This window comes from Streptomyces sp. NPDC031418, from assembly GCF_055581605.1.
In genome coordinates this window covers 59,589-80,306 of the sequence record NZ_JBVIJC010000001.1, presented here as the reverse complement: position 1 = coordinate 80,306, position 20,718 = coordinate 59,589, and the positions used below count along the sequence as shown (strand labels likewise).

Genomic DNA, 20,718 nt, shown 5'->3' with positions numbered 1-20,718 from the left:
CACCGCCGGACTCGGCGAGGACGCCCCGCGCCCGGAGGCAACCGGCCGTGGAGTCGCCGGAGCCGCTGACGCAACGGGTCGTACGCCATCGGCTGGGGCGCGCAGGCCGCGGGATCCCGCACCGGCGAGCAGGCCGCGCTCAGTGCCTGGGGCGGGACGACGACGGGACTCCGCTACCCCACCCCGCAACACTCGGCGACGGCCCACTCCGGCGGTGAAGCCGCGCAGGGCCGTGCGCCGCCCGCGTGGTGCGAGTCCGCGCCGGGCGGGCGTCTCGTGCGTCTGCGGAGTCTCCGGGGGTCAGGATTGGGTGAGGCCTGCTACCAGTTCGTCCGCTGCTCGGTAGGGGTCGAGGTCGCCGGAGACGATCCGTTCCGCGAGGGCGCTGAGGCGGCGGTCGCCGTGCAGGTCGCCGATGCGTTCGCGCAGGGCGGTGACGGCGATCGTCTCGACCTCGCGGGCCGCGCGGGCGGTGCGGCGTTCGGCGAGGACGCCCCGCTCCTCCATCCACGCGCGGTGCTTCTCCAGTGCCTCGACGACCTCGTCCACGCCCTCGGCCCGGGCCGCGACCGTCTTCACGATCGGCGGGCGCCAGTCGCCGGGGCCGCGGGACTCGCCGAGGCTCAGCATGTGGTTCAGCTCGCGGGCGGTGGCGTCGGCACCGTCCCGGTCGGCCTTGTTGACGACGTAGACGTCGCCGATCTCCAGGATGCCCGCCTTGGCCGCCTGGATGCCGTCGCCCATGCCGGGGGCCAGGAGGACGACGGAGGTGTCCGCCTGGGAGGCGATCTCCACCTCCGACTGGCCGACGCCGACCGTCTCGACCAGGATCACGTCGCAGCCGGCCGCGTCGAGGACGCGGATGGCCTGGGGCGCGGCCCAGGCGAGGCCGCCGAGGTGGCCGCGGGTGGCCATGGAGCGGATGTAGACGCCGGGGTCGGAGGCGTGGTCCGACATCCGGACCCGGTCGCCGAGCAGGGCGCCGCCGGAGAACGGGGAGGACGGGTCGACGGCCAGCACGCCGACCCGCTTGCCCTGCTTGCGGTACGCCGTGACGAGCGCGGAGGTGGACGTGGACTTGCCGACGCCCGGGGAGCCGGTCAGGCCGACCACATAGGCGTTGCCGGTCAGCGGGGCCAGGGCCGCCATGACCTCCCTCAGCTGCGGGGACGCCCCCTCCACCAGGGAGATCAGCCGGGCCACGGCCCGCGGCCGGCCTTCCCTGGCCTGGGCCACCAGAGAGGAGACGTCCTGCATCACACAGCTCCGTTCACTTCAGCGACGTACGACGTACAGAGAGAGGTCAGGCCTTCGGGACCCGGACGATCAGCGCGTCGCCCTGGCCGCCGCCACCGCACAGCGCGGCCGCGCCGACCCCGCCGCCCCGCCGCTTCAGCTCCAGCGCCAAGTGGAGCACGAGGCGGGCGCCGGACATGCCGATCGGGTGGCCCAGCGCGATGGCGCCGCCGTTGACGTTCACCTTTTCCGTGGACACGCCGAGGTCCTTCATTGACTGCACGGTCACGGCGGCGAAGGCCTCGTTGATCTCGATGAGGTCGAGGTCGGAGACCTCCAGGCCCTCCTTCTTCAGCGCGTGCTGGATGGCGTTGGACGGCTGGGACTGGAGGCTGTTGTCCGGGCCGGCCACATTGCCGTGCGCGCCGATCTCGGCGAGCCAGGTGAGACCCAGCTCCTCGGCCTTGGCCTTGCTCATCACGACCACGGCGGCGGCACCGTCGGAGATCTGGGAGCTGGTCCCCGCCGTGATGGTGCCGTCCTTGGTGAAGGCCGGGCGCAGCTTGCCCAGGGACTCCGCCGTGGTGTCGGGGCGGATGCCCTCGTCCTTGCTGAACAGGACCGGGTCGCCCTTGCGCTGCGGGATCTCCACCGGGGTGATCTCGGCCTCGAACAGGCCGTTCTTCTGCGCGGCGGCGGCCCGCTGGTGGGAGAGGGCGGCGATCTCGTCCTGCTCGGCGCGGCCGATGCCGAGGCGGGTGTTGTGCTTCTCGGTGGACTCGCCCATGGGGATGTTCTCCCACGGGTCGGTCAGACCGTCGTAGGCCATGGCGTCGAGCATCTCCACCGCGCCGTACTTGAAGCCCTCGCGGGACTTCGGCAGCAGGTGGGGGGCGTTGGTCATGGACTCCTGGCCGCCGGCCACCACGATGTCGAACTCGCCGGCGCGGATCAGCTGGTCGGCCAGGGCGATCGCGTCGAGGCCGGAGAGACACACCTTGTTGATGGTGAGCGCCGGGACGTTCATCGGGATGCCGGCCTTGACGGCGGCCTGGCGGGCGGGGATCTGGCCGGCGCCGGCCTGGAGCACCTGGCCCATGATCACGTACTGCACCTGGTCGCCGCCGATGCCGGCGCGGTCGAGAGCGGCCTTGATCGCGACGCCGCCCAGGTCGGCCGCGGAGAAGGACTTGAGGGAGCCCAGCAGCCGTCCCATGGGCGTACGGGCGCCCGCGACGATCACCGAGCTGGTCGTTCCTGAAGACATGAGCTGCGATCCCCTTACCGGCTGCACAGCCGAGGAGTGAACGAGGGTTTACTTCGAATGTACTGAGTGGCACTCCGTGCCGTCACCGGGCCGTCGGTGTGATCGCGCGCACGTTGCGTAACCACCGTCGGGGCGCTGCACTGAATCCATGCTGACGCGAATCGACCACATCGGGATCGCCTGCCACGACCTCGACGCCACCGTCGAGTTCTACCGGGCCACCTACGGCTTCGAGGTGTTCCACACCGAGGTCAACGAGGAGCAGGGCGTGCGCGAGGCCATGCTCAAGATCAACGAGACCTCGGACGGCGGCGCCTCCTACCTCCAGCTGCTCGAACCGATCCGCGAGGACTCCACGGTCGCCAAGTGGCTCGCGAAGAACGGCGAGGGCGTCCACCACATCGCCTTCGGTACGGCGGACGTCGACGCGGACTCCGCACAGATCCGGGACAAGGGCGTCCGCGTCCTGTACGACGAGCCCCGGCGGGGCTCCATGGGGTCGCGGATCACGTTCCTGCACCCCAAGGACTGCCACGGTGTTCTGACAGAACTGGTCACTTCGGCGCCTGTTGAGTCGCCCGAGCACTGACCCTCGTACATAAGGGCCGGTAGGGTTGGGGGCGGTCGTCCCCGAAACCGGGGTGACCACATGCCGGGGTCCGGGTTTCGGGGGACGAGCGTCGGGGCAGCAGCCCGTGCTCCGCCGTTGATCTGACACCATTCCCCGGGGGCCCCGTTCGGCCGATGGACGGAGCTCGTTGGAGAAGCTGACCAGGGGACGGATGGGACCGCGCAGTGCGGGGCTACGAGAGCCAGGAGCGAGAGCCGGCGGCTGACGTCGACCACCTCTCTCGGTTCGAGGCCGAGATGAAGCGGCTGAGGACCGAGCGCGAGAAGGCGATCCAGCACGCCGAGGACCTCGGCTACCAGGTCGAGGTGCTGCGCGCCAAGCTGCACGAGGCGCGGCGCACCCTCATGACCCGGCCCGCCTACGACGCGGGGGACATCGGCTACCAGGCCGAGCAGTTGCTCCGCAACGCCCAGATGCAGGCCGAGCAGCTGCGTCAGGACGCGGAGCGGGAGCTGAGCCAGGCCCGCGCGCAGACCCAGCGCATCCTCCAGGAGCACGCCGAGCAGGCGGCCCGGCTCCAGGCGGAGCTGCACCAGGAGGCGGTGACCCGGCGCCAGCAGCTGGACCAGGAGCTGGCCGAGCGGCGCGCCACGGTCGAGTCGCACGTCAACGAGAACGTCGCCTGGGCGGAGCAGTTGCGCTCCCGTACCGAGCAGCAGGCCCGCCGGCTGCTGGAGGAGTCCCGCGCGGAGGCCGAGCAGGCCATGGCCACCGCCCGGGCCGAGGCCGAGCGGCTGACCCGGGAGGCCCGGGAGCGGCTCCAGGCCGACGCCGAGGCGGCCCGCGCGGAGGCCGAGCAGCTGCTGCGCCGCGCCCGCGCGGACGCCGAGCGGCTGCTGAACGCCGCCTCCACGCAGGCCCAGGAGGCCACCGAGCACGCCGAGCAGCTGCGCTCCACCACGGTCAGCGAGTCGGACACCGCGCGCCGGCAGGCCGCGGAGCTGACCCGGGCCGCCGAGGAGCGGATGACGGCGGCCGAGGAGGCGCTGCGCAAGGCGCAGGCCGAGGCGGAGAAGGTGCAGGCGGAGGCCAAGGAGGCCGCCGCCAAGGCCCTGGCGGCCGCGGAGGCCGCCGGCGAGGCGCGCACGCGTACCGCGAAGGAGCAGGTCGCCCGGCTGGTCGAGGAGGCCACCAAGGAGGCCGAGTCCACCCGGTCCGAGGCCGAGCAGCTGGTCGCGGACGCCCGGGCCGAGGCCGAGAAGATCGTCGCGGAGGCCGCCGAGAAGGCCCGCTCGATCACGGCCGAGGAGACGGCTACCCAGCTGTCCAAGGCCGCCCGGACCGCCGAGGAGGTCCTGAACAAGGCCTCCGAGGAGGCCCAGAAGACCACCAAGGCCGCCGCCGAGGAGGCCGAGCGGATCCGCACCGAGGCGGAGGCCGAGGCGGACCGGCTGCGCGCCGAGGCGCACGACATCGCCGAGCAGCTCAAGGGCGCGGCGAAGGACGACACCAAGGAGTACCGCGCCAAGACGGTCGAGCTCCAGGAGGAGGCGCGCCGGCTGCGCGGCGAGGCCGAGCAGCTGCGCGCCGACGCGGTCGCCGAGGGCGAGTCGATCCGCGCGGAGGCCCGCCGGGAGGCGGTCGCGCAGATCGAGGAGGCGGCCAGGTCCGCCGAGGAGCTGCTGGCCAAGGCCAAGGCGGACGCCGACGAGCTGCGGCGGACCGCGACCGCGGACAGCGAGAAGGTCCGCACCGAGGCCATCGAGCGCGCCACCGGTCTGCGCCGGCAGGCCGAGGAGACCCTGGCGCGGGCCCGCAAGGAGGCCGAGCGGCTGCGCGCCGAGGCCGACGAGCAGGCCGAGACGGTCCGCGGGGACGCCGAGAAGGCGGCGCGGGAGCTGCGCGAGGAGACCGAGAAGGCCGTCGAGACCCGGCGCAGCGAGGCCGCCGAGGAGCTGGCCCGGCTGCAGTCGGAGGCGCAGGAGCGGCTGGCATCGGCCGAGCAGGCGCTGACCGAGGCCCGGGAGGAGGCCGCCCGGATCCGCCGGGAGGCCGCGGAGGAGTCCGAGCGGCTGCGCGCGGAGTCGGCGGACCGGATCCGTACGCTCCAGCAGCAGGCCGAGGCCGAGGCCGACCGGCTGCGGACCGAGGCCGCGTCCGACGCGTCCGCGTCCCGTGCCGAGGGCGAGGCCGTCGCCGTACGGCTGCGTTCGGAGGCCGCCGCCGAGGCGGAGCGGCTGAAGACCGAGGCGCAGGAGACCGCCGACCGGGTGCGTGCCGAGGCGCAGGCCGCCGCCGAGCGGCTCGCCGCGGAGGCGTCCGAGACGCTGGCCGCCGCGCAGGAGGAGGCCGCCCGGCGCCGCCGGGAGGCCGAGGAAGTCCTCGGTTCCGCGCGGGCGGAGGCGGACCAGGAGCGTGAGCGGGCCCGCGAGCAGAGCGAGGAGCTGCTGGCCTCGGCGCGCAAGCGCGTGGAGGAGGCGCAGGCCGAGGCGGTCCGGCTGGTGGCGGAGGCCGACCGGCGCGCCACCGAGATGGTGTCGGCCGCCGAGCTGCACGCCCAGCAGGTGCGGGACTCCGTCGCCGGGCTGCACGAGCAGGCGCAGGAGGAGATCGCCGGGCTGCGGTCGGCCGCGGAGGTCGCGGCGGACCGGACCAGGCGGGAGGCCGAGGAGGAGGCGGACCGGGTCCGCGCCGACGCCTACGCCGAGCGGGAGCGGGCGAGCGAGGACGCCTCGCGGGTCCGGCGCGAGGCGGCCGAGGAGTCGGAGGCCGCGAAGGAGCTGGCCGAGCGTACGGTCGTCGAGGCGGTGGCGGAGGCCGAGCGGCTGCGCGCGGACGCGGGCGAGTACGCCCAGCGGGTGCGTACCGAGGCGTCGGACGCGCTGGCCGAGGCCGACCAGGCGGCGGCCCGTACCCGGGCGGACGCCCGGGAGGACGCCAACCGGATCCGTTCGGACGCGGCCACCCAGGCGGACACCCTCATCACCGAGGCCCGCAACGAGGCCGAGCGGCTCACCAACGAGACCGCCGCCGAGGCCGAACGCGTCCGCACCGAGGCCCTCACCGAGGCCGAGCGCCTGACCGCGGAGACCGCCGCGGAGGCGGAGCGGGTGCGCAGGGAGGCGTCGGAGGCGCTCGTCGAGGCCACCGAGGCGGCGACGCGTACCCGGGCGGAGGCCCGCGAGGACGCCAACCGGATCCGTTCGGACGCGGCCACCCAGGCGGACACCCTCATCACCGAGGCCCGCAACGAGGCAGAACGGCTCACCAACGAGACCGCCGCCGAGGCCGAACGCGTCCGCACCGAGGCCGTCACCGAGGCCGAGCGCCTGACCGCGGAGACCGCCGCCGAGGTGGAGCGGGTCCGTGCGGAGGCGGTGGCGAGCGCCGAGCAGCTGATCGGGGAGGCCTCCGACGAGGCGGAGCGGCTGCGGGCCGAGGCCGCGGAGACGGTCGCCTCGGCGCAGGCGCACGCCGAGCGGGTGCGGGCGGAGTCCGAGCAGCTGAAGGCGGACGCGGAGGAGGCGGCCGAGCGGCTCGTCGGCTCGGCGCGCGAGGAGGCCGAGCGGACCCTGGACGAGGCGCGCAAGGAAGCCAACAAGCGGCGTTCGGAGGCGGCCGAGCAGGTCGACACGCTCATCACCGAGACCACCGCCGAGGTCGACAAGCTGCTCGCCGAGGCGCAGGAGCAGGCGCTGAAGACCACCGCGGACGCGGAGTCGCAGGCCGACACGATGGTGGGCGCGGCCCGCACGGAGGCCGAGCGGATCGTCACCGAGTCGACCATCGAGGGCAACTCGCTGGTCGAGAAGGCCCGTACGGACGCCGACGAGCTGCTGGTCGGCGCCCGCCGGGACGCGACCGCCATAAGGGAGCGCGCGGAGGAGCTGCGCGACCGGATCACCAGCGAGATCGAGGAGCTGCACGAGCGGGCCCGCCGGGAGGCCGCCGAGACGATGAAGTCCACCGGCGACCGCTGCGACGCGCTCATCAAGGCCGCCGAGGAGCAGCTGGAGAAGGCCGAGGCGAAGGCCAAGGAGCTGGTGTCGGACGCCAACTCGGAGGCCGGCAAGGTGCGCATCGCCGCCGTCAAGAAGGCGGAGGGCCTGCTGAAGGAGGCCGAGCTGAAGAAGGCTCGCCTGGTCAAGGAGGCCGAGGAGCTGAAGGCCGAGGCGATCCGGGAGGCGCGGCGCACGGTCGAGGAGGGCAAGCGCGAGCTGGAGATCCTGGTGCGCCGGCGGGAGGACATCAACGCGGAGATCTCCCGGGTCCAGGATGTCCTGGAGGCGCTGGAGTCCTTCGAGACGCCGGCGGCCGGCAAGGACGGCGGAGTCAAGGCGAGTGCCACCGTGGGCGCCCCCCGATCGGGTGGCAAGTCGTCAGACGGCTAGCACGCGGAGGGGTTTCCGGTGTTTTCTGGGGGCTTTGCCCGAGTCCTTGGCAAGCAGTCCGCCGGTCAGCCACTCAAAAGAGGTGCCATTCTCCAGATCAAATCCGTATCCGCTCGATGACACACCGCTTCGGCCCCTAGGATTCCCCTTATCACCTCACCGGTCTCATTCGACAGGAACCCCATGAGCGACACTTCCCCCTACGGCTTCGAGCTTGTGCGGCGTGGGTACGACCGCGCTCAGGTGGACGAACGTATCTCCAAGCTCGTCTCCGACCGTGACAGCGCTCTCGCCCGGATCACCGCCCTGGAGAAGCGCATCGAGGAGCTGCACCTCGAAACGCAGAACGCCCAGGCCCAGGTCAGCGACGCGGAGCCGTCGTACGCCGGTCTCGGCGCGCGCGTCGAGAAGATCCTGCGGCTGGCCGAGGAAGAGGCCAAGGAGCTGCGTGAGGAGGCCCGGCGCGCGGCCGAGCAGCACCGCGACCTCGCCGAGTCCGCGGCCCAGCAGGTGCGCAACGACGCGGAGGCGTTCGCGGCCGAGCGCAAGGCCAAGGCCGAGGACGAGGGCGTCCGGATCGTCGAGAAGGCCAAGGCCGACGCGTCCCAGCTGCGGGCCGAGGCGCAGAAGGACGCGCAGTCGAAGCGGGAGGAGGCGGACGCCCTCTTCGAGGAGACCCGCGCCAAGGCCGCGCAGGCCGCCGCGGACTTCGAGACCAACCTGGCCAAGCGCCGCGAGCAGTCCGAGCGCGACCTGGCCTCGCGGCAGCAGAAGGCCGAGAAGCGCCTGGCGGAGATCGAGCACCGCGCCGAGCAGCTGCGCCTGGAGGCGGAGAAGCTGCGCACCGACGCCGAGCGCCGCGCCCGCCAGACGGTGGAGACCGCCCAGCGCCAGGCCGAGGACATCGTGGCCGACGCGAACGCCAAGGCCGACCGGATCCGTTCGGAATCCGAGCGCGAGCTGGCGGCGCTGACCAACCGCCGCGACTCGATCAACGCCCAGCTGACGAACGTCCGGGAGATGCTGGCGACGCTGACCGGTGCGGCCGTGGCTGCCGCCGGCTCTGCGACGGACGACGAGCCCATCTCGCGCGGGGTGCCGGCGCAGCAGTCGCGGTAGGTTTCGGTCCGCGGGGAGCTGCGGGGCCGCTTGTGGCTGGTCGCGCAGTTCCCCGCGCCCCTTTGGGGCGCTTGGACGAGCCCTCTGTCTCATGGCAGGGGGCTTTGCCTTCTCTTGGGCGGAACCGTCAGCGCCCGGATATCCTCCTAACCCTTACGGGGGCATGCGCCCCGCTGTCCTGAACCATTCGATGGGTGCGGAGCATGATCGAGGCTGTAGGCCTGACCAAGCGCTACGGCGACAAGACCGCCGTGTACAACCTTTCCTTCCAGGTACGACCCGGCACCGTGACCGGCTTCCTCGGCCCGAACGGCTCCGGCAAGTCGACCACCATGCGGATGATCCTCGGGCTGGACAACCCGACGTCCGGCACGGTGACCATCGGCGGCTACCCGTACCGCAAGCTGCCCAACGCCCCCCGTCAGGTCGGCGCGCTGCTCGACGCCAAGGCCGTGCACGGCGGCCGCAGCGCGCGCAACCACCTGCTGAGCCTCGCCCAGCTGTCGGGCATCCCGGCCCGGCGCGTGGACGAGGTGCTGGGCGTGGTCGGCCTCCAGGACGTGGCCAGGAAGCGCTCCAAGGGCTTCTCGCTCGGCATGGGACAGCGGCTCGGCATCGCCGCCGCGCTCCTCGGCGACCCCCAGGTGCTGCTCTTCGACGAGCCGGTCAACGGCCTCGACCCGGAGGGCATCCTCTGGGTGCGCAACCTGATGAAGGCCCTGGCCGCCGAGGGCCGTACGGTCTTCGTCTCCTCGCATCTGATGAGCGAGATGGCGCTGACCGCCGAGCACCTCATCGTGATCGGCCGTGGCCAGCTGCTCGCCGACATGAGCGTGAAGGACTTCATCTCCGCCAACTCCGCGGACTTCGCGCGCGTCCGCACCCCCGACACCGAGCCGCACCTGCGCGAGAAGCTGACCTCGGCGCTCACCGAGGCGGGCGGCCATGTGCTGCCCGAGCAGGACGGCGCGCTGCGGGTGACCGGGCTGGCGCTGCCCCGGATCAGCGACCTCGCGCACGAGGCGGACGTCCGGCTGTGGGAGCTGTCGCCGCACCAGGCCTCGCTGGAGGAGGCGTACATGCGGATGACGCAGGGCGCCGTGGACTACCGCTCGACCGTCGACCAGAAGGAAGGCCTCCAGCAGGCGCCGCCGCCCGGCGCGCAGCCGCCGATGCCGGTGCCCGGCCAGGGCCAGCCCGGCTGGTACGCCCCGCCGCCGCCCCAGCAGGGCGGCCAGCCCTTCGCGATGCCGCAGGCGGGCCCGTACGGCGGCGCCCCGGCGAACCCGTACGGCGCCCCCGGCGCGGACACCCCGAACCCGTACGGCCAGCCCCCGACCGGCTCGGACCCGAACCCGTACGCCCAGCCGGGCGGGCCCCAGGGCGCCGCCCCGGCGATGCCCGCGGCCCCCGCCACTCCCCCGGCGACACCCCCGGCCGCCGCACCCGCTCCCGCCCCCGCCGACCTGACCAAGCCCGAGGAAGCCCGATGAGCAGCCACCAGCCCCCGATGCCGCAGGCCCCCGCGTCCGCGCCCGACTGGCAGGCGGCGCCCGGCGGACCGTACCCCGGTTACACCTCGCCCATCCCGGTCGTGCGCACCCACCTCGGGCATGCGCTGGCCTCCGAGTGGACGAAGATCAAGTCGGTGCGGTCGACGATGTGGACGCTCGGCGTCTTCGTGGCCCTCGTGGTCTCCATCGGCCTGATGACCGGCGCCCTGGCCAAGGCCCACTCCTCCTCCCTGGACGGCCAGAACCCGCTTTCCTTCGGGTTCTTCGGGCTGCTCCTCGGCTCGATGTGCGTCATCACGCTCGGCGTGCTGACCACGGCCTCGGAGTACGGCACCGGCATGATCCGTACGACGATGACCGCGTGCCCGGACCGGGCCCGGGTGCTCACCGCCAAGTCGATCGTGTTCTTCGCGGTGTCCTTCGTCATCACGCTGGCGTCGTCGGCCTTCGTGGGGATGATCCACGCGTCCATGCTGAGCGGCACCAGCGCGATGACGCCGTCCGGCGGGGACTGGTTCAAGGACACCGTCGGCGTGAGCCTCTACCTCGCGCTGCTCGGGCTGCTCTCGCTGCTGGTCGGCTCGATCATCCGGCACTCCGCGGGCGCCATCACGATCATGATCGGCGCGGTGCTGGCGCCGCTGGTGATCGCCCTGTTCATGAGCACGTCCTCGCTGCACCGGGTGCAGCAGTGGCTGTTCGAGTACTCGATCCCGAGCCAGCTGGCCGTCTTCTACGGCAACGACCTCGGCGGTTCCGGCCCGACCGGCTGGGACCCGCTGTGGATCATGCTGGGCCTGACCGCGGCCGCGTACGCCGGTGCGTTCGCCCTGCTGCGGAGCCGGGACGTCTGACGCCTCAGAACCTCGGGGCGTTCCGGGACCGCTGCACCCGCGTGGTGCGGCGGTCCTTCGCGTTCCAGCAGGCCTTGTGCCAGTGCCGGCGGTCGTCCACGCCCGCGTGTTCCGGCCAGGCCACCACGTGCGGGACGCCGGAGGGGATCATCTGGTCGCAGCCCGGGCAGCGGTAGGTCTTGCCCTGCGCGCTCGCCCCCGCGACATGGCGCACGCTCCACTCCTCGCCCTGCCAGCTCTCCGTGGACTGCCAGCCGCCGTACCGGCCGGCCCGGTCGTCCTCGGCGCTCCGGCCGGACGAGCCGGCTGCCTTCGGGCGGTTGCGACGCGGGGACACGGGACACCTCTCGGGGCTGTACAGGGAGCACGGGCCGACTCCAGCCTACGCGCCGCCGAGTGGGGTACGCGTACAGAACGAATGCGGAAGCAATCCGCACAAGTCCCCCTGCCGGACGACCCATTCTGAAGACAATCCGCAAATCTCCTCGCGGAGCCGTGTCCTGCGCACGTGTCAGCCGGTTATGCCGGGTGGGGGAGCTCCGGTCGGAGCCAAGGAAGCAGGAAAACGCGATGCACGTAGGTAGTTTTGTGCTGGCCGCACAGTTCCCCGGCCAGGGCGCCGGGGAGGCTCTGCACCGGGCGGTGCGCTCGGCGGAGGTCTCCGAGGAGGCCGGGCTGGACGCGGTCTGGCTGGCCGAGCACCACTTCGTGCCCTACGGCACATGCCCCTCCGCGATCACCCTGGCCGCGCTGCTGCTCGGCCGCACCCGCCGGATCCGGGTGGGTACGGCGGTCAGCGTACTGCCCACCGCGCACCCGGTCGCCCTCGGCGAACAGGCCGCGCTGCTGCATATGACGAGCGGCGGGCGGTTCACGCTCGGGGTGGGCCGCGGCGGCCCCTGGGTGGACCTGGAGGTCTTCGGCGCGGGCCTCGGGGCGTACGAACACGGGTTCCCGGAGTCGCTCGATCTGCTGCTGCGCTGGCTGCGCGAGCCGGCGGTGGGGGCGGCCGGCGAGCGGTTCCGGTTCCGCGAGGTGCCCGTCGTACCGCGTCCGTCGGAGGCGCTGACGGAGGTGCCCGGGCCCGAGGTGGTGGTCGCCTGCACCTCCGCGGCGAGCGTCCGGCTGGCCGCCGAGCGCGGGCTGCCCATGCTGCTCGGGATGCATGTCGGGGACGAGGAGAAGGCCGAGATGGTCGCCCTGTGGCGGCGCTGCGCCCGCGCGGCGGGCCGGCCGGCCGAGGAGATCGCGACGGCGGGGCATGTCTCGGCCGGGGTGTGTCAGCTCGCCGACCGGCGCACGGAGGCGGCGGAGACCCTGCTGAAGGCGATGCCGGGCTGGCTGCGGCAGGGGCTGGAGGCCCATGTCACCGTCGACGGACGGGTGCGGGCGATGCGCGATCCGCATGCCTACACGGAGCTGCTCTGCGGGCTGCACCCGGTGGGCACGCCGCGGCTGGCCGCCGACCGGCTCGCGGCCACTTCGGAACGTACCGGGATCTCCCGCTTCGCGCTGCTGGTCGAGGGGTCGGGCGACCTCGCGGCCACCGAGGAGAACGTACGGCGCCTGGGCGCCGAGGTGCTGCCGCAGTTGCGCTGAGCCGGCGCCGGGGGCTGCGGCCGCGGGCGCCGACGCGCAAGCCACCTGGGGGGCTTGCCGCCCCGTACTGGATGCACCCCCCGCGAGTGGAGCGGCAAGCAGGCAGCTCACTGCCCCGGCCGTGCCGGAGCCATGCGTCAGCAGTCGCGAAGTTCCGGCGACTGGTTCAGCAACTGGTTGCGCGCCGAGGTGAAGCGGGCCAGCGTCTCGTCCACCGAGGCGTCCAGCGGGAACACCGCCACCCGGTGACAGTTCTGGAAGGCCAGGCGCACCCCGAAGTGCCGCTGCAACGCGCCGCGTATGGCGTCGCTCGCGAGCGCACGCAGCAGCTGACCGCGTGCCTGCTCGTCCGGCGGCGGCGTCTGGTTGTCGGCGAAGGGTCCGCCGTCCACCTTCAGCTGGGCCACCAGGGAGCTGATCATCTCCCATGCATAGGGCAGGGAGGTCCGGACGCAGTCGACGAAGTCTGCGTCGTCGACCTCGCCTCGCTCGGCCTTTTCGAGTAGGGCCGGTGAGACGTCGAGCGACATGGGTTCTCCTCTCGCACCCCCGAAGAGCAGGGGTTGCCGGACAGGTAAGGGAGTTCGCGCTGTCGAACACGCTCGGTAAGGATGCCGCGACCTCCCGTTCTCTACGGTAGGCAACCGTCGGTGACCACACCAGCAGAATGCGTATATGGAACGGTCCCGTTAGGGGCACAATCGGCCAGGGATGAACAAGAGTTTCCAGGGACAAATGGGGCGATCGATCGGGAGCGGGACGGGCGAATCGCGCGCACCGAGGGGCGTCGAGTAGCGTTGCCGACCATGCGTCTCGTCATTGCCCGATGCTCGGTCGACTACGCCGGCCGGCTCACCGCCCACCTGCCCTCGGCACCCCGCCTGATCCTGGTCAAGGCGGACGGCAGCGTCTCCATCCACGCGGACGACCGGGCCTACAAGCCCCTCAACTGGATGTCGCCGCCCTGCACGCTGAAGGAGGGCACGGGCGAGGACGACGGCGTGTGGACCGTCGTCAACAAGGCGGGCGAGAAACTGATCATCACGATGGAGGAGATCCTCCACGACTCCTCGCACGAACTCGGGGTCGACCCCGGGCTGATCAAGGACGGCGTGGAAGCACACCTCCAGGAACTGCTCGCCGACCGCATCGAGACGCTGGGCGAGGGCTACACCCTCATCCGGCGCGAGTACATGACCGCGATCGGCCCGGTGGACATCCTGTGCCGGGACGCGGACGGGCAGACGGTCGCGGTGGAGATCAAGCGCCGGGGCGAGATCGACGGCGTCGAGCAACTCACGCGCTACCTCGAGCTGTTGAACCGCGATCCGCATCTGGCGCCGGTGCGGGGCGTCTTCGCCGCGCAGGAGATCAAGCCCCAGGCCCGCGTCCTCGCCACCGACCGCGGCATCAACTGCCAGATCCTGGACTACGACGCCCTGCGCGGCATCGAGGACGACAAGCTCCGCCTGTTCTGACCCCGGGTCCCGGGTCCGCCCACCCCGCTCACCGCCGCGACAGCGCTGTACCCGGCCGTCGCGGCGGTTTTTGCGTGCGGCCTCAGACCACGGACGCCGACCCGCTGCTCTGCGGAGCGCTCGCCGAGCCGCTGGAGGACACCGGGCCGCTCGCCGTGTCCGTCGTCGTCGGCGAGCCACTGCTGCCACCCGTCGGGGTGGAGCTGGACGAGGACGGCGGCGAACTCGGGGTCGACGGCGAGGAGGAGGGGCTGCCGCCGGTCGGGGTCGACTTGCTCGGGGTCGGGGTGGACGGCTTCGTCGTGGGGGTCTTCGGCGGCGTCGGGGTCGTACCCCCGCCGCTCGGCGACCGGCTGCCGGTCGGGTCGGCGGCCGGGGAGCTGGCCGGGGTGTACGGCGTCGGGTCGTCCGTCGTGCCGTAGGTGCCGTCCGGGCCCGGGTTCGTCGGCCGGGCCGAGGGGACGGTGCCCGCGCCGCCGCCGGTACCGCCGCTGGTGCCTGTGTCCTGCCGCGGGTCGGCGTCCAGGCTGCCGTCGTCCGTGCCCTGGCCGGCGGAGGGGTTGGCGCCGGCCTTGCCGGCCGGGTTCTTGTCGGCGGTCTCATGGGAGGTCATGCCGAGCGTGACGACCGTGCCCAGTACGGCGGCGAGCAGCGCGCCCGCGCCGGCCGCGGCCACATTGCGCCGGGCCAGCCGCCGGAAGCCGGCGCCCAGCGGCTTCCCGGCCGGGAGCCGACGGGTGACCACGGTGTCGCCGACGGGGCCGTACGGCGGCGGCGCCGACTCCTCGTGCGGTACCTCCGGCACCTCCTCGCCCACCAGGGCGGCCACCGCCGGCACCTCGCCCGCGCGGTCGGCGACGAGCGCGAGCGCCCGGCGCCCGGCGACGGTGCCCCGCTTGTCGGCGAGGGCGCCGCGCAGCCCGATGGACGCCTCCAGTTCGGCGCGGGCTCGGTCGAGCTGTCCGGAGCACAGCGCCAGGACGCCCAACTCATGGTGGAAGTAGGCCTGTTCGGGCACCTCGCCGGTCAGCCGGGCGGCCTCCGCGCCGGAGCGCAGGGCGCGTTCCCAGGCGCTCCAGTGGAGCGCCGCGGCGAAGGCGGGCGCGGCCGTGCGGGCGAGCCGTACGGCGCAGTTCTCCGAGCTGTCGGAGACGAAGCGGGGTGTCTGGGGGACCACGGCGGCCAGCGCGGCGAGGACCGCGTCGGCCTCGGCGGCGACCCGCTCGGGGGTGACCGAGGGGTGGCCGGCCCACCAGGCGTAGTGCTGGGCGGCGGCGAGCGCCCGGTCCTGGGCGTCCTCGCCGTATCCGGCGGCCTCCAGCTGAGCCTGCACGCCGGCCGCGAGCCGGTAGCGGGGGCCGACCGGCGAGACCAGTCCGCATCCCACCAGCTCGCCGAGGGCGGCGTCGGCGTGGGTGTCGCCGACGAGCGCGGGCAGATGGGCCTGGTGCGGGACCTCGCCGCCGAGGGCGACGGCGAAGCGCAGGGCGGCGCGGGCGGAGGCCCCGAGCCGGGAGGCGAGCAGCGGGGCGGGGGCGGCGGCCTCGCCCAGGGAGGGCAGCGGGACCTCCTCGCCCTCCGTCGCGGGCAGCGGAGGGATAGGGGGCCGAGCGTCCTCGAAGACGTCGAACGCGTCGACCCCGGCGGCACCGGCGCGCAGCTCCTCGCGCTGCCGGAGCAGGGCGCCCGCCTGGACGAAGCGCAGCGGCAGCCCCTCGGACTCGAACCAGAGGTCGCCGGCCCAGTTGGCCTCCTCCTCGGTGAGGACCCGGCCGACGGCGCGCTCCAGGATCTCCACGCCGGCGGCGCGGTCGAGGCCGCCGAGGAAGACCTCCTCGACCTCCGACTCGGCGGAGGGGGCGGGCACCTCGGGGGTGGCGGCCATCAGGAACGCGCACTCGGGGGTGGCGTCGAGCAGCTCGTCGAGGGCGGCGCCGCCGAACTCGATGTCGTCCACGACGACGACCGCGCCGATCTCCGTCAGCAGTGCGCGCAGTTCGTCCGCTTCGGGGCGGTACCCCGGGGCGTCGTAGACGGCGTGGAAGAGGTCGTCCAGGACCTCGGCGGCGGTGCGGTGGAAGCCGGTCAGGCGCACCACACCGTCGGGGGCGAGGTCCTGGCAGTCCTCGGCGACGAGGTCGAGCAGGGCGCTGCGGCCGGAGCCGCCGGGACCGGTGAGCCGCACGGTGCGGCCGCGGGCCAGCAGCCGGACCAGGCGTTCGCGTTCGTCCTGGCGTTCCAGCAGGGCGGGCGTCGGGTGGCCGGCGCCGGGCGGCACGGGCGGCCGGGCGGCGCGCTCGGTCTCGGCGCGCTCGGCGGCGGTGCGCTTGCGGGGCCTGCCGGGCCGTTCGGCCGGCGGGCAGAGGGCTATCTCGCTGCCGTCGACGGGGTTGACGGTCAGCAGCAGGTCGCCGGTGACGAGCCGGGCCGTGCGGGCGGGCGCGGGAGCGCTCGGCGCGAAGTCGGAGGTGAGGGGTTCCCGGGGCGGACGGCGGCTGTGCGCCTGGCTCTGCTCCTCGGGTCCCGGGTTGATCGGGTCCATGGGTTTCCAGCCCCCCAAAAGCGTTGCGTGCTCGTGTTCCGGCCCCTCCCGGCCTGTTGCACACCGCGCTGTCGCTTCTGGTCCGGGCCCGCTCGGTCGAGGGGTGCGAGGCGGCGGGCGACCGAACCCTAAACCGTCGCCCAGTATCTCCGACAGGGCGGGGTGCCGGGCGGTCCGAGACATCACAGTCTTGTGAGGATTGCCCCCGACGTGCGGTTCGACGGCTGCGCCCGGGTCTCACCGGCCGCCGTGGACTCCCGTGGTCCGCCGCGTCGCCCTGTGCACAGCCGTACGACTCAGACGCGCGGCAGCGACTCGACGCCGATGCCGCCCTCGATGGCGAGGATGCGGTGCAGTCGGGTGGCCACCAGCAGGCGCTGCATCTGCGGCGGCACACCGCGCAGCACCAGGCGGCGACCGCAGCGCCCGGCCCGCCGGTGGGCCCCCATGATCACACCGAGTCCGGTGGCGTCCCAGGAGTCCAGCTCGGACAGGTCGAGGATCAGGTCGCCGACGCCGTCGTCGACGGCCGAGTGCAGGGCCGTACGGGCGTCCGCCGCGCTGCGGACGTCGAGGCGGCCCCCGACGACCAGCTCGACGTGGTCGCCCCTGATGTGCATATGCGCTCCCCGTTGAGTGCGGTTGGCGTACTCGGTGACGGTGATGACGATGGTGGCGGTGCTGTGCACCGTCTGACTGTGTGAGTGCTGATGCGGTTGCTGTTTGTAAGCGAACCGATACCGAATTCACCCCTGGGAGTGATACCCCCGGGGGTGAGATCCGGCCGATGTCCGTACCGAAGGTGATCAGTACGTGTAGAAGCCCTGCCCGCTCTTGCGGCCGATGTCACCGGCGTCCACCATCCGGCGCATCAGCTCCGGCGGGGCGAACTTCTCGTCCTGGGACTCGGTGTAGATGTTGCCGGTGGCGTGCAGCAGGATGTCCACGCCGGTGAGGTCCGCGGTGGCCAGCGGGCCCATGGCGTGGCCGAAGCCCAGCTTGCAGGCGAGGTCGATGTCCTCGGCCGTGGCGACGCCGGACTCGTACAGCTTGGTCGCCTCGACCACCAGGGCGGAGATGAGGCGGGTGGTGACGAAGCCGGCGACGTCGCGGTTGACGACGATGCAGGTCTTGCCGACGGACTCGGCGAACTCCCGCGCGGTCGCGAGGGCTTCGTCGCTGGTCTTGTAGCCGCGGACCAGCTCGACCAGCTGCATCATCGGCACCGGCGAGAAGAAGTGCACACCGACGACCCGCTCGGGGCGCTCGGTGACCGCCGCGATCTTGGTGATCGGGATGGCGGAGGTGTTGGAGGCGAGCACGGCGTCCTCGCGCACGAGCTTGTCGAGCGCGCGGAAGATCTCGTGCTTGACCTCCAGCTTCTCGAAGACGGCCTCCACGACGACATCGGCGTCGGCGGCGGCGTCCAGATCCGTGGTCGGAGTGATGCGGGCCAGGGCGGCCTCGGCGGCGTCCGCCGCCAGCTTGCCCTTGCCGACGAACTTGTCGTACGAGGCCTTGATGCCGTCGGTGCCACGCTTGAGGGCCTGGTCGGTGACGTCGCGCAGGACGACCTCCCAGCCCGCCTGGGCGGCGACCTGGGCGATGCCGGACCCCATGAGACCGGCCCCGATGACGGCGAGCTTCCGTGCCACTCCGACTCCTTCGAATCCTTGCGAACCCTGTCCAACGCGTGTCTCTCCGGCGGACCATAGCGCTCGGGAGCGGCTGTGTGACCGGTAAGTAACGCGCGTCACGTCTCACTTGACGGACATCACACCGGCAGCGGCAACGGCCACCCCATCGGGCGCCTTTCCGGGCCCCTTCGGCCGACGCCCACCCGAAACCGGCTTTTCACTCCAATGGGTTGAATCCGCAAGGCTCAGCGCACCGCGTACGCCAGGACCTTCTCCCCCCACAGGTCCTCGATCTCGTCCAGCAGCGCCAGAGCCTCGCGGGACACCTCGCGGGGGTCGCGGTCCTTGACCATCTCGCGTCCGATGACCGCCATCACCGTGCTGTGCGCCCAGCCGATCTGACCGGCCATCAGGTGCGGCAGGTCGTCGTCCTGGTTCGCGCCGGTCTCCTCGCGCAACGCCTGCTCCAGGTTGGCCTGCACCTCCTGGGCGATGGCCCAGAGGCGGGAGCGCAGGGCGGGGGTCTCCTCGATGACGCGCTGGAAGCGGGCGTAGCCGGGGATCAGGCCGACCCGGGGCGAGACGGCCTCGATCTCCTCGCGCAGCTCGCGCAGGACCGCGGCGGCGGCGGACTCCCCCTGCGGGCGGCCGCGGACCCAGCGGGCGAGCCGGTCGACGACGCCGGCGGAGCGGTCGAAGAAGAGGTCCTCTTTGGCCGGAAAGTAGTTGTAGACGGTGTTGACGGAGACATTGGCGGTCTCCGCGATCTCGGCGACCGTGACCGCGTCGAAGCCGCGCTCCAGGAACAGCCCGGTGGCGACATCGGAGATGTACTGCCGGGTCTGCCGCTTCTTCCGTTCCCTGAGTCCTTCGGCCATGGCCGCATCCTAGCTTCGCTGGTACTCCTGAAAACTTGGGGTCATTGCAAAATTTCAGGGACTCTGTTTTTCTGTCGGGCATGACAGCAGTCATCAGCGCGGCCGGACTGGCCCGCACCTTCCAGACCAAGGCCGGCCCCGTGGCGGCCGTCCGCGGCATGGACCTCACCGTGCGCGCGGGCGAGATCCTCGGCTTCCTCGGCCCGAACGGCGCCGGGAAGACCACCACGCTCCGGATGCTCACCACCCTGCTCAGGCCGACCGGCGGCACGGCCGTCGTGGCCGGGCACGACCTGGCGGGCGACCCGGCCGGGGTGCGCCGGGCCTGCGGCTATGTCGCCCAGTCCGGCGGCGTCGATCCGCAGATCACCGTGCGGGAGGAACTGGTCACCCAGGGCCGGATGTACCGCCTGCCGAAGGCCGAGGCCGTCGCCCGCGCCGCGGAACTGGCCCGACAGCTGGACCTCACCGACCTGCTCGACCGCAAGGCCGGTGCCCTCTCCGGCGGGCAGCGCCGCCGGCTGGACATCGCGATGGCGCTGACGCACCGGCCGAAGGTGCTGTTCCTGGACGAGCCGACGACCGGCCTGGACCCGGGCAGCCGCGCCGACCTGTGGGACCTGGTCCGCCGGCTGCGCGACGAGCACGGCACCACCGTCTTCCTGACCACCCACTACCTGGACGAGGCCGACGCCCTCGCCGACCGCCTGGTGATCGTGGACCGGGGCGAGGTCGCCGCCGAGGGCACGCCGGGCGCGCTCAAACTCCGGTACGGCGGCTCGCTCGACGCCACCCTCCAGGACACCTTCCTCGCCATCACCGGCCGCGGCCCGGCGCCGGCCGACACCGCCCCCGTAGCCGTCTAGGAACCAGAAGATGCTGCTGCACGACACGGCCCTCATCTACGGCCGCTACCTCCGCCAGTCCCTGCGCTCCCGTTTCGCCCTGCTCTTCGGCGTCCTCACCCCGCTGCTCTACCTCCTCTTCTACGGCCCCCTGCTCACCCGCCTCCCGCTCGGCGGCACCGGCAGCTCCTGGCAGCTGCTGGTCCCCGGCCTGCTGCTCCAACTCGGCCTGTTCGGCGCCCTGTTCGCCGGGTTCACGGTGATCCTCGAGAAGGGGCAGGGGGTGGTGGAGCGGATGCGGGTGACCCCGGTCAGCCGGCTTGCCCTGCTGCTCGGCCGGGTGCTGCGCGACGCCACGGTGTTCGTCTTCCAGGCGGTGCTGCTGGTGCTGGCCGCGCTGGTGATGGGGCTGCGCGCCCCGCTCGCGGGCATCGTGATCGGCTTCGTGTTCGTCGCCCTGCTCACCCTCTCGCTGGCCTCGCTGTCGTACGCGCTCGGCATGCGGGTGAGCACACCGCAGACGTTCGGGCCGCTGATCAACGCGGTGTCGATGCCGTCGATGCTGCTGTCGGGCCTGATGCTCCCGATGACCCTCGCACCCACCTGGCTGGACGTGCTCTCGCACTTCGTCCCGTTCCGCTATCTGGTGGACGCGGTGCGCGACGCGTACGTCGGCCGGTACGCGACCGGGCACATGCTCCAGGGCGCCCTCGTCGCCGTCGCCCTCGCGGTGCTCTCCGTGACGGTGGGCACACGGGTGTTCCGGACCAGCGGAGCGTAACTACGC

Annotated in this window: 16 protein-coding genes and 2 pseudogenes; 10 read left to right on the top strand and 8 right to left on the bottom strand. The window is 72.8% G+C overall.

What is annotated here, in order from left to right; all coding sequences use genetic code 11:
* Positions 1-300 precede the first annotated feature (300 nt).
* Both meaB and ACZ5CZ_RS00375 read right to left on the bottom strand, forming a co-directional pair.
* Positions 301-1,257 carry a methylmalonyl Co-A mutase-associated GTPase MeaB gene (meaB, locus tag ACZ5CZ_RS00380; protein ID WP_385839912.1) on the bottom strand — a complete coding sequence of 319 codons (957 nt, stop codon included), beginning with the start codon at positions 1,255-1,257 and terminating at the stop codon, positions 301-303.
* 46 nt (positions 1,258-1,303) lie between these two features.
* Positions 1,304-2,503 (bottom strand): acetyl-CoA C-acetyltransferase, encoded by a 1,200-nt coding sequence (locus ACZ5CZ_RS00375; protein ID WP_385839914.1) that lies wholly within the window; start codon positions 2,501-2,503, stop codon positions 1,304-1,306.
* A 148-nt stretch (positions 2,504-2,651) separates the two neighbouring features.
* On the opposite strand from ACZ5CZ_RS00375, the gene mce reads away from it, so the two are divergent.
* The 6 genes and pseudogenes from mce to ACZ5CZ_RS00345 all read left to right on the top strand — a co-directional run bounded on the left by mce (position 2,652) and on the right by ACZ5CZ_RS00345 (position 10,952).
* A complete protein-coding gene (mce, locus tag ACZ5CZ_RS00370; RefSeq protein ID WP_450784507.1) occupies positions 2,652-3,092 on the top strand; it encodes a methylmalonyl-CoA epimerase in 441 nt (146 codons plus the stop codon).
* A 206-nt stretch (positions 3,093-3,298) separates the two neighbouring features.
* A pseudogene (gene scy, locus ACZ5CZ_RS00365) lies at positions 3,299-6,160 on the top strand (polarized growth protein Scy); the annotation flags it as partial.
* Between the two features lie 132 nt (positions 6,161-6,292).
* Positions 6,293-7,465: pseudogene (locus tag ACZ5CZ_RS00360) on the top strand (hypothetical protein); the annotation flags it as partial.
* Between the two features lie 183 nt (positions 7,466-7,648).
* Positions 7,649-8,584 carry a coiled-coil domain-containing protein gene (locus ACZ5CZ_RS00355; protein WP_385839918.1) on the top strand — a complete coding sequence of 312 codons (936 nt, stop codon included), beginning with the start codon at positions 7,649-7,651 and terminating at the stop codon, positions 8,582-8,584.
* Between the two features lie 203 nt (positions 8,585-8,787).
* Positions 8,788-10,077, top strand: a complete 1,290-nt coding sequence (locus ACZ5CZ_RS00350) for an ABC transporter ATP-binding protein (protein WP_385839920.1) — start codon at positions 8,788-8,790, stop codon at positions 10,075-10,077.
* The gene (locus ACZ5CZ_RS00345) at positions 10,074-10,952 is read left to right on the top strand and encodes an ABC transporter permease (protein WP_385839921.1); all 879 of its coding nucleotides are present in this window, start codon (positions 10,074-10,076) and stop codon (positions 10,950-10,952) included. The genes ACZ5CZ_RS00350 and ACZ5CZ_RS00345 overlap by 4 nt, the downstream gene beginning before the upstream one ends.
* A 4-nt stretch (positions 10,953-10,956) precedes the next feature.
* Here ACZ5CZ_RS00345 and ACZ5CZ_RS00340 read toward each other — a convergent pair whose 3' ends face one another.
* Positions 10,957-11,289, bottom strand: coding sequence for an ATP/GTP-binding protein (locus ACZ5CZ_RS00340; protein ID WP_385839922.1), 333 nt, complete (start codon positions 11,287-11,289; stop codon positions 10,957-10,959).
* A gap of 233 nt (positions 11,290-11,522) precedes the next feature.
* On the opposite strand from ACZ5CZ_RS00340, the gene ACZ5CZ_RS00335 reads away from it, so the two are divergent.
* A complete protein-coding gene (locus ACZ5CZ_RS00335; RefSeq protein WP_468937907.1) occupies positions 11,523-12,551 on the top strand; it encodes an LLM class flavin-dependent oxidoreductase in 1,029 nt (342 codons plus the stop codon).
* Between the two features lie 137 nt (positions 12,552-12,688).
* Here the strand turns inward: ACZ5CZ_RS00335 and ACZ5CZ_RS00330 are convergent, their stop codons facing one another.
* Positions 12,689-13,081: an SCO5389 family protein gene (locus ACZ5CZ_RS00330; protein ID WP_385839926.1), complete on the bottom strand. Its 393-nt coding sequence runs from the start codon at positions 13,079-13,081 to the stop codon at positions 12,689-12,691.
* Positions 13,082-13,357: 276 nt separating this feature from the next.
* Here ACZ5CZ_RS00330 and nucS point away from each other — a divergent pair, with 276 nt between their 5' ends.
* Positions 13,358-14,029: an endonuclease NucS gene (gene nucS, locus ACZ5CZ_RS00325; RefSeq protein WP_385839927.1), complete on the top strand. Its 672-nt coding sequence runs from the start codon at positions 13,358-13,360 to the stop codon at positions 14,027-14,029.
* Positions 14,030-14,111: 82 nt separating this feature from the next.
* Here nucS and ACZ5CZ_RS00320 read toward each other — a convergent pair whose 3' ends face one another.
* The 4 genes from ACZ5CZ_RS00320 to ACZ5CZ_RS00305 all read right to left on the bottom strand — a co-directional run bounded on the left by ACZ5CZ_RS00320 (position 14,112) and on the right by ACZ5CZ_RS00305 (position 19,086).
* Positions 14,112-16,571: an ATP-binding protein gene (locus ACZ5CZ_RS00320; RefSeq protein WP_468937904.1), complete on the bottom strand. Its 2,460-nt coding sequence runs from the start codon at positions 16,569-16,571 to the stop codon at positions 14,112-14,114.
* A gap of 296 nt (positions 16,572-16,867) precedes the next feature.
* Positions 16,868-17,191 (bottom strand): STAS domain-containing protein, encoded by a 324-nt coding sequence (locus ACZ5CZ_RS00315; protein ID WP_385840314.1) that lies wholly within the window; start codon positions 17,189-17,191, stop codon positions 16,868-16,870.
* A 186-nt stretch (positions 17,192-17,377) separates the two neighbouring features.
* Positions 17,378-18,226, bottom strand: coding sequence for a 3-hydroxyacyl-CoA dehydrogenase family protein (locus ACZ5CZ_RS00310; RefSeq protein ID WP_385839929.1), 849 nt, complete (start codon positions 18,224-18,226; stop codon positions 17,378-17,380).
* Between the two features lie 227 nt (positions 18,227-18,453).
* Positions 18,454-19,086: a TetR/AcrR family transcriptional regulator gene (locus ACZ5CZ_RS00305; RefSeq protein WP_468937902.1), complete on the bottom strand. Its 633-nt coding sequence runs from the start codon at positions 19,084-19,086 to the stop codon at positions 18,454-18,456.
* Positions 19,087-19,166: 80 nt separating this feature from the next.
* Here ACZ5CZ_RS00305 and ACZ5CZ_RS00300 point away from each other — a divergent pair, with 80 nt between their 5' ends.
* Both ACZ5CZ_RS00300 and ACZ5CZ_RS00295 read left to right on the top strand, forming a co-directional pair.
* Positions 19,167-19,952: an ABC transporter ATP-binding protein gene (locus ACZ5CZ_RS00300; RefSeq protein WP_385839932.1), complete on the top strand. Its 786-nt coding sequence runs from the start codon at positions 19,167-19,169 to the stop codon at positions 19,950-19,952.
* Between the two features lie 10 nt (positions 19,953-19,962).
* Positions 19,963-20,712 carry an ABC transporter permease gene (locus tag ACZ5CZ_RS00295; protein WP_385839934.1) on the top strand — a complete coding sequence of 250 codons (750 nt, stop codon included), beginning with the start codon at positions 19,963-19,965 and terminating at the stop codon, positions 20,710-20,712.
* Positions 20,713-20,718: the final 6 nt, after the last annotated feature.

What these genes read in the sequence shown, in the direction of transcription:
- meaB (WP_385839912.1), bottom strand. Translation starts at nt 1,257, where the DNA reads ATGCAGGACGTCTCCTCTCTGGTGGCCCAGGCCAGGGAAGGCCGGCCG.
- ACZ5CZ_RS00375 (WP_385839914.1), bottom strand. Translation starts at nt 2,503, where the DNA reads ATGTCTTCAGGAACGACCAGCTCGGTGATCGTCGCGGGCGCCCGTACG.
- mce (WP_450784507.1), top strand. Translation starts at nt 2,652, where the DNA reads ATGCTGACGCGAATCGACCACATCGGGATCGCCTGCCACGACCTCGAC.
- ACZ5CZ_RS00355 (WP_385839918.1), top strand. Translation starts at nt 7,649, where the DNA reads ATGAGCGACACTTCCCCCTACGGCTTCGAGCTTGTGCGGCGTGGGTAC.
- ACZ5CZ_RS00350 (WP_385839920.1), top strand. Translation starts at nt 8,788, where the DNA reads ATGATCGAGGCTGTAGGCCTGACCAAGCGCTACGGCGACAAGACCGCC.
- ACZ5CZ_RS00345 (WP_385839921.1), top strand. Translation starts at nt 10,074, where the DNA reads ATGAGCAGCCACCAGCCCCCGATGCCGCAGGCCCCCGCGTCCGCGCCC.
- ACZ5CZ_RS00335 (WP_468937907.1), top strand. Translation starts at nt 11,523, where the DNA reads ATGCACGTAGGTAGTTTTGTGCTGGCCGCACAGTTCCCCGGCCAGGGC.
- ACZ5CZ_RS00330 (WP_385839926.1), bottom strand. Translation starts at nt 13,081, where the DNA reads ATGTCGCTCGACGTCTCACCGGCCCTACTCGAAAAGGCCGAGCGAGGC.
- nucS (WP_385839927.1), top strand. Translation starts at nt 13,358, where the DNA reads ATGCGTCTCGTCATTGCCCGATGCTCGGTCGACTACGCCGGCCGGCTC.
- ACZ5CZ_RS00320 (WP_468937904.1), bottom strand. Translation starts at nt 16,571, where the DNA reads ATGGACCCGATCAACCCGGGACCCGAGGAGCAGAGCCAGGCGCACAGC.
- ACZ5CZ_RS00315 (WP_385840314.1), bottom strand. Translation starts at nt 17,191, where the DNA reads ATGCACATCAGGGGCGACCACGTCGAGCTGGTCGTCGGGGGCCGCCTC.
- ACZ5CZ_RS00305 (WP_468937902.1), bottom strand. Translation starts at nt 19,086, where the DNA reads ATGGCCGAAGGACTCAGGGAACGGAAGAAGCGGCAGACCCGGCAGTAC.
- ACZ5CZ_RS00300 (WP_385839932.1), top strand. Translation starts at nt 19,167, where the DNA reads ATGACAGCAGTCATCAGCGCGGCCGGACTGGCCCGCACCTTCCAGACC.
- ACZ5CZ_RS00295 (WP_385839934.1), top strand. Translation starts at nt 19,963, where the DNA reads ATGCTGCTGCACGACACGGCCCTCATCTACGGCCGCTACCTCCGCCAG.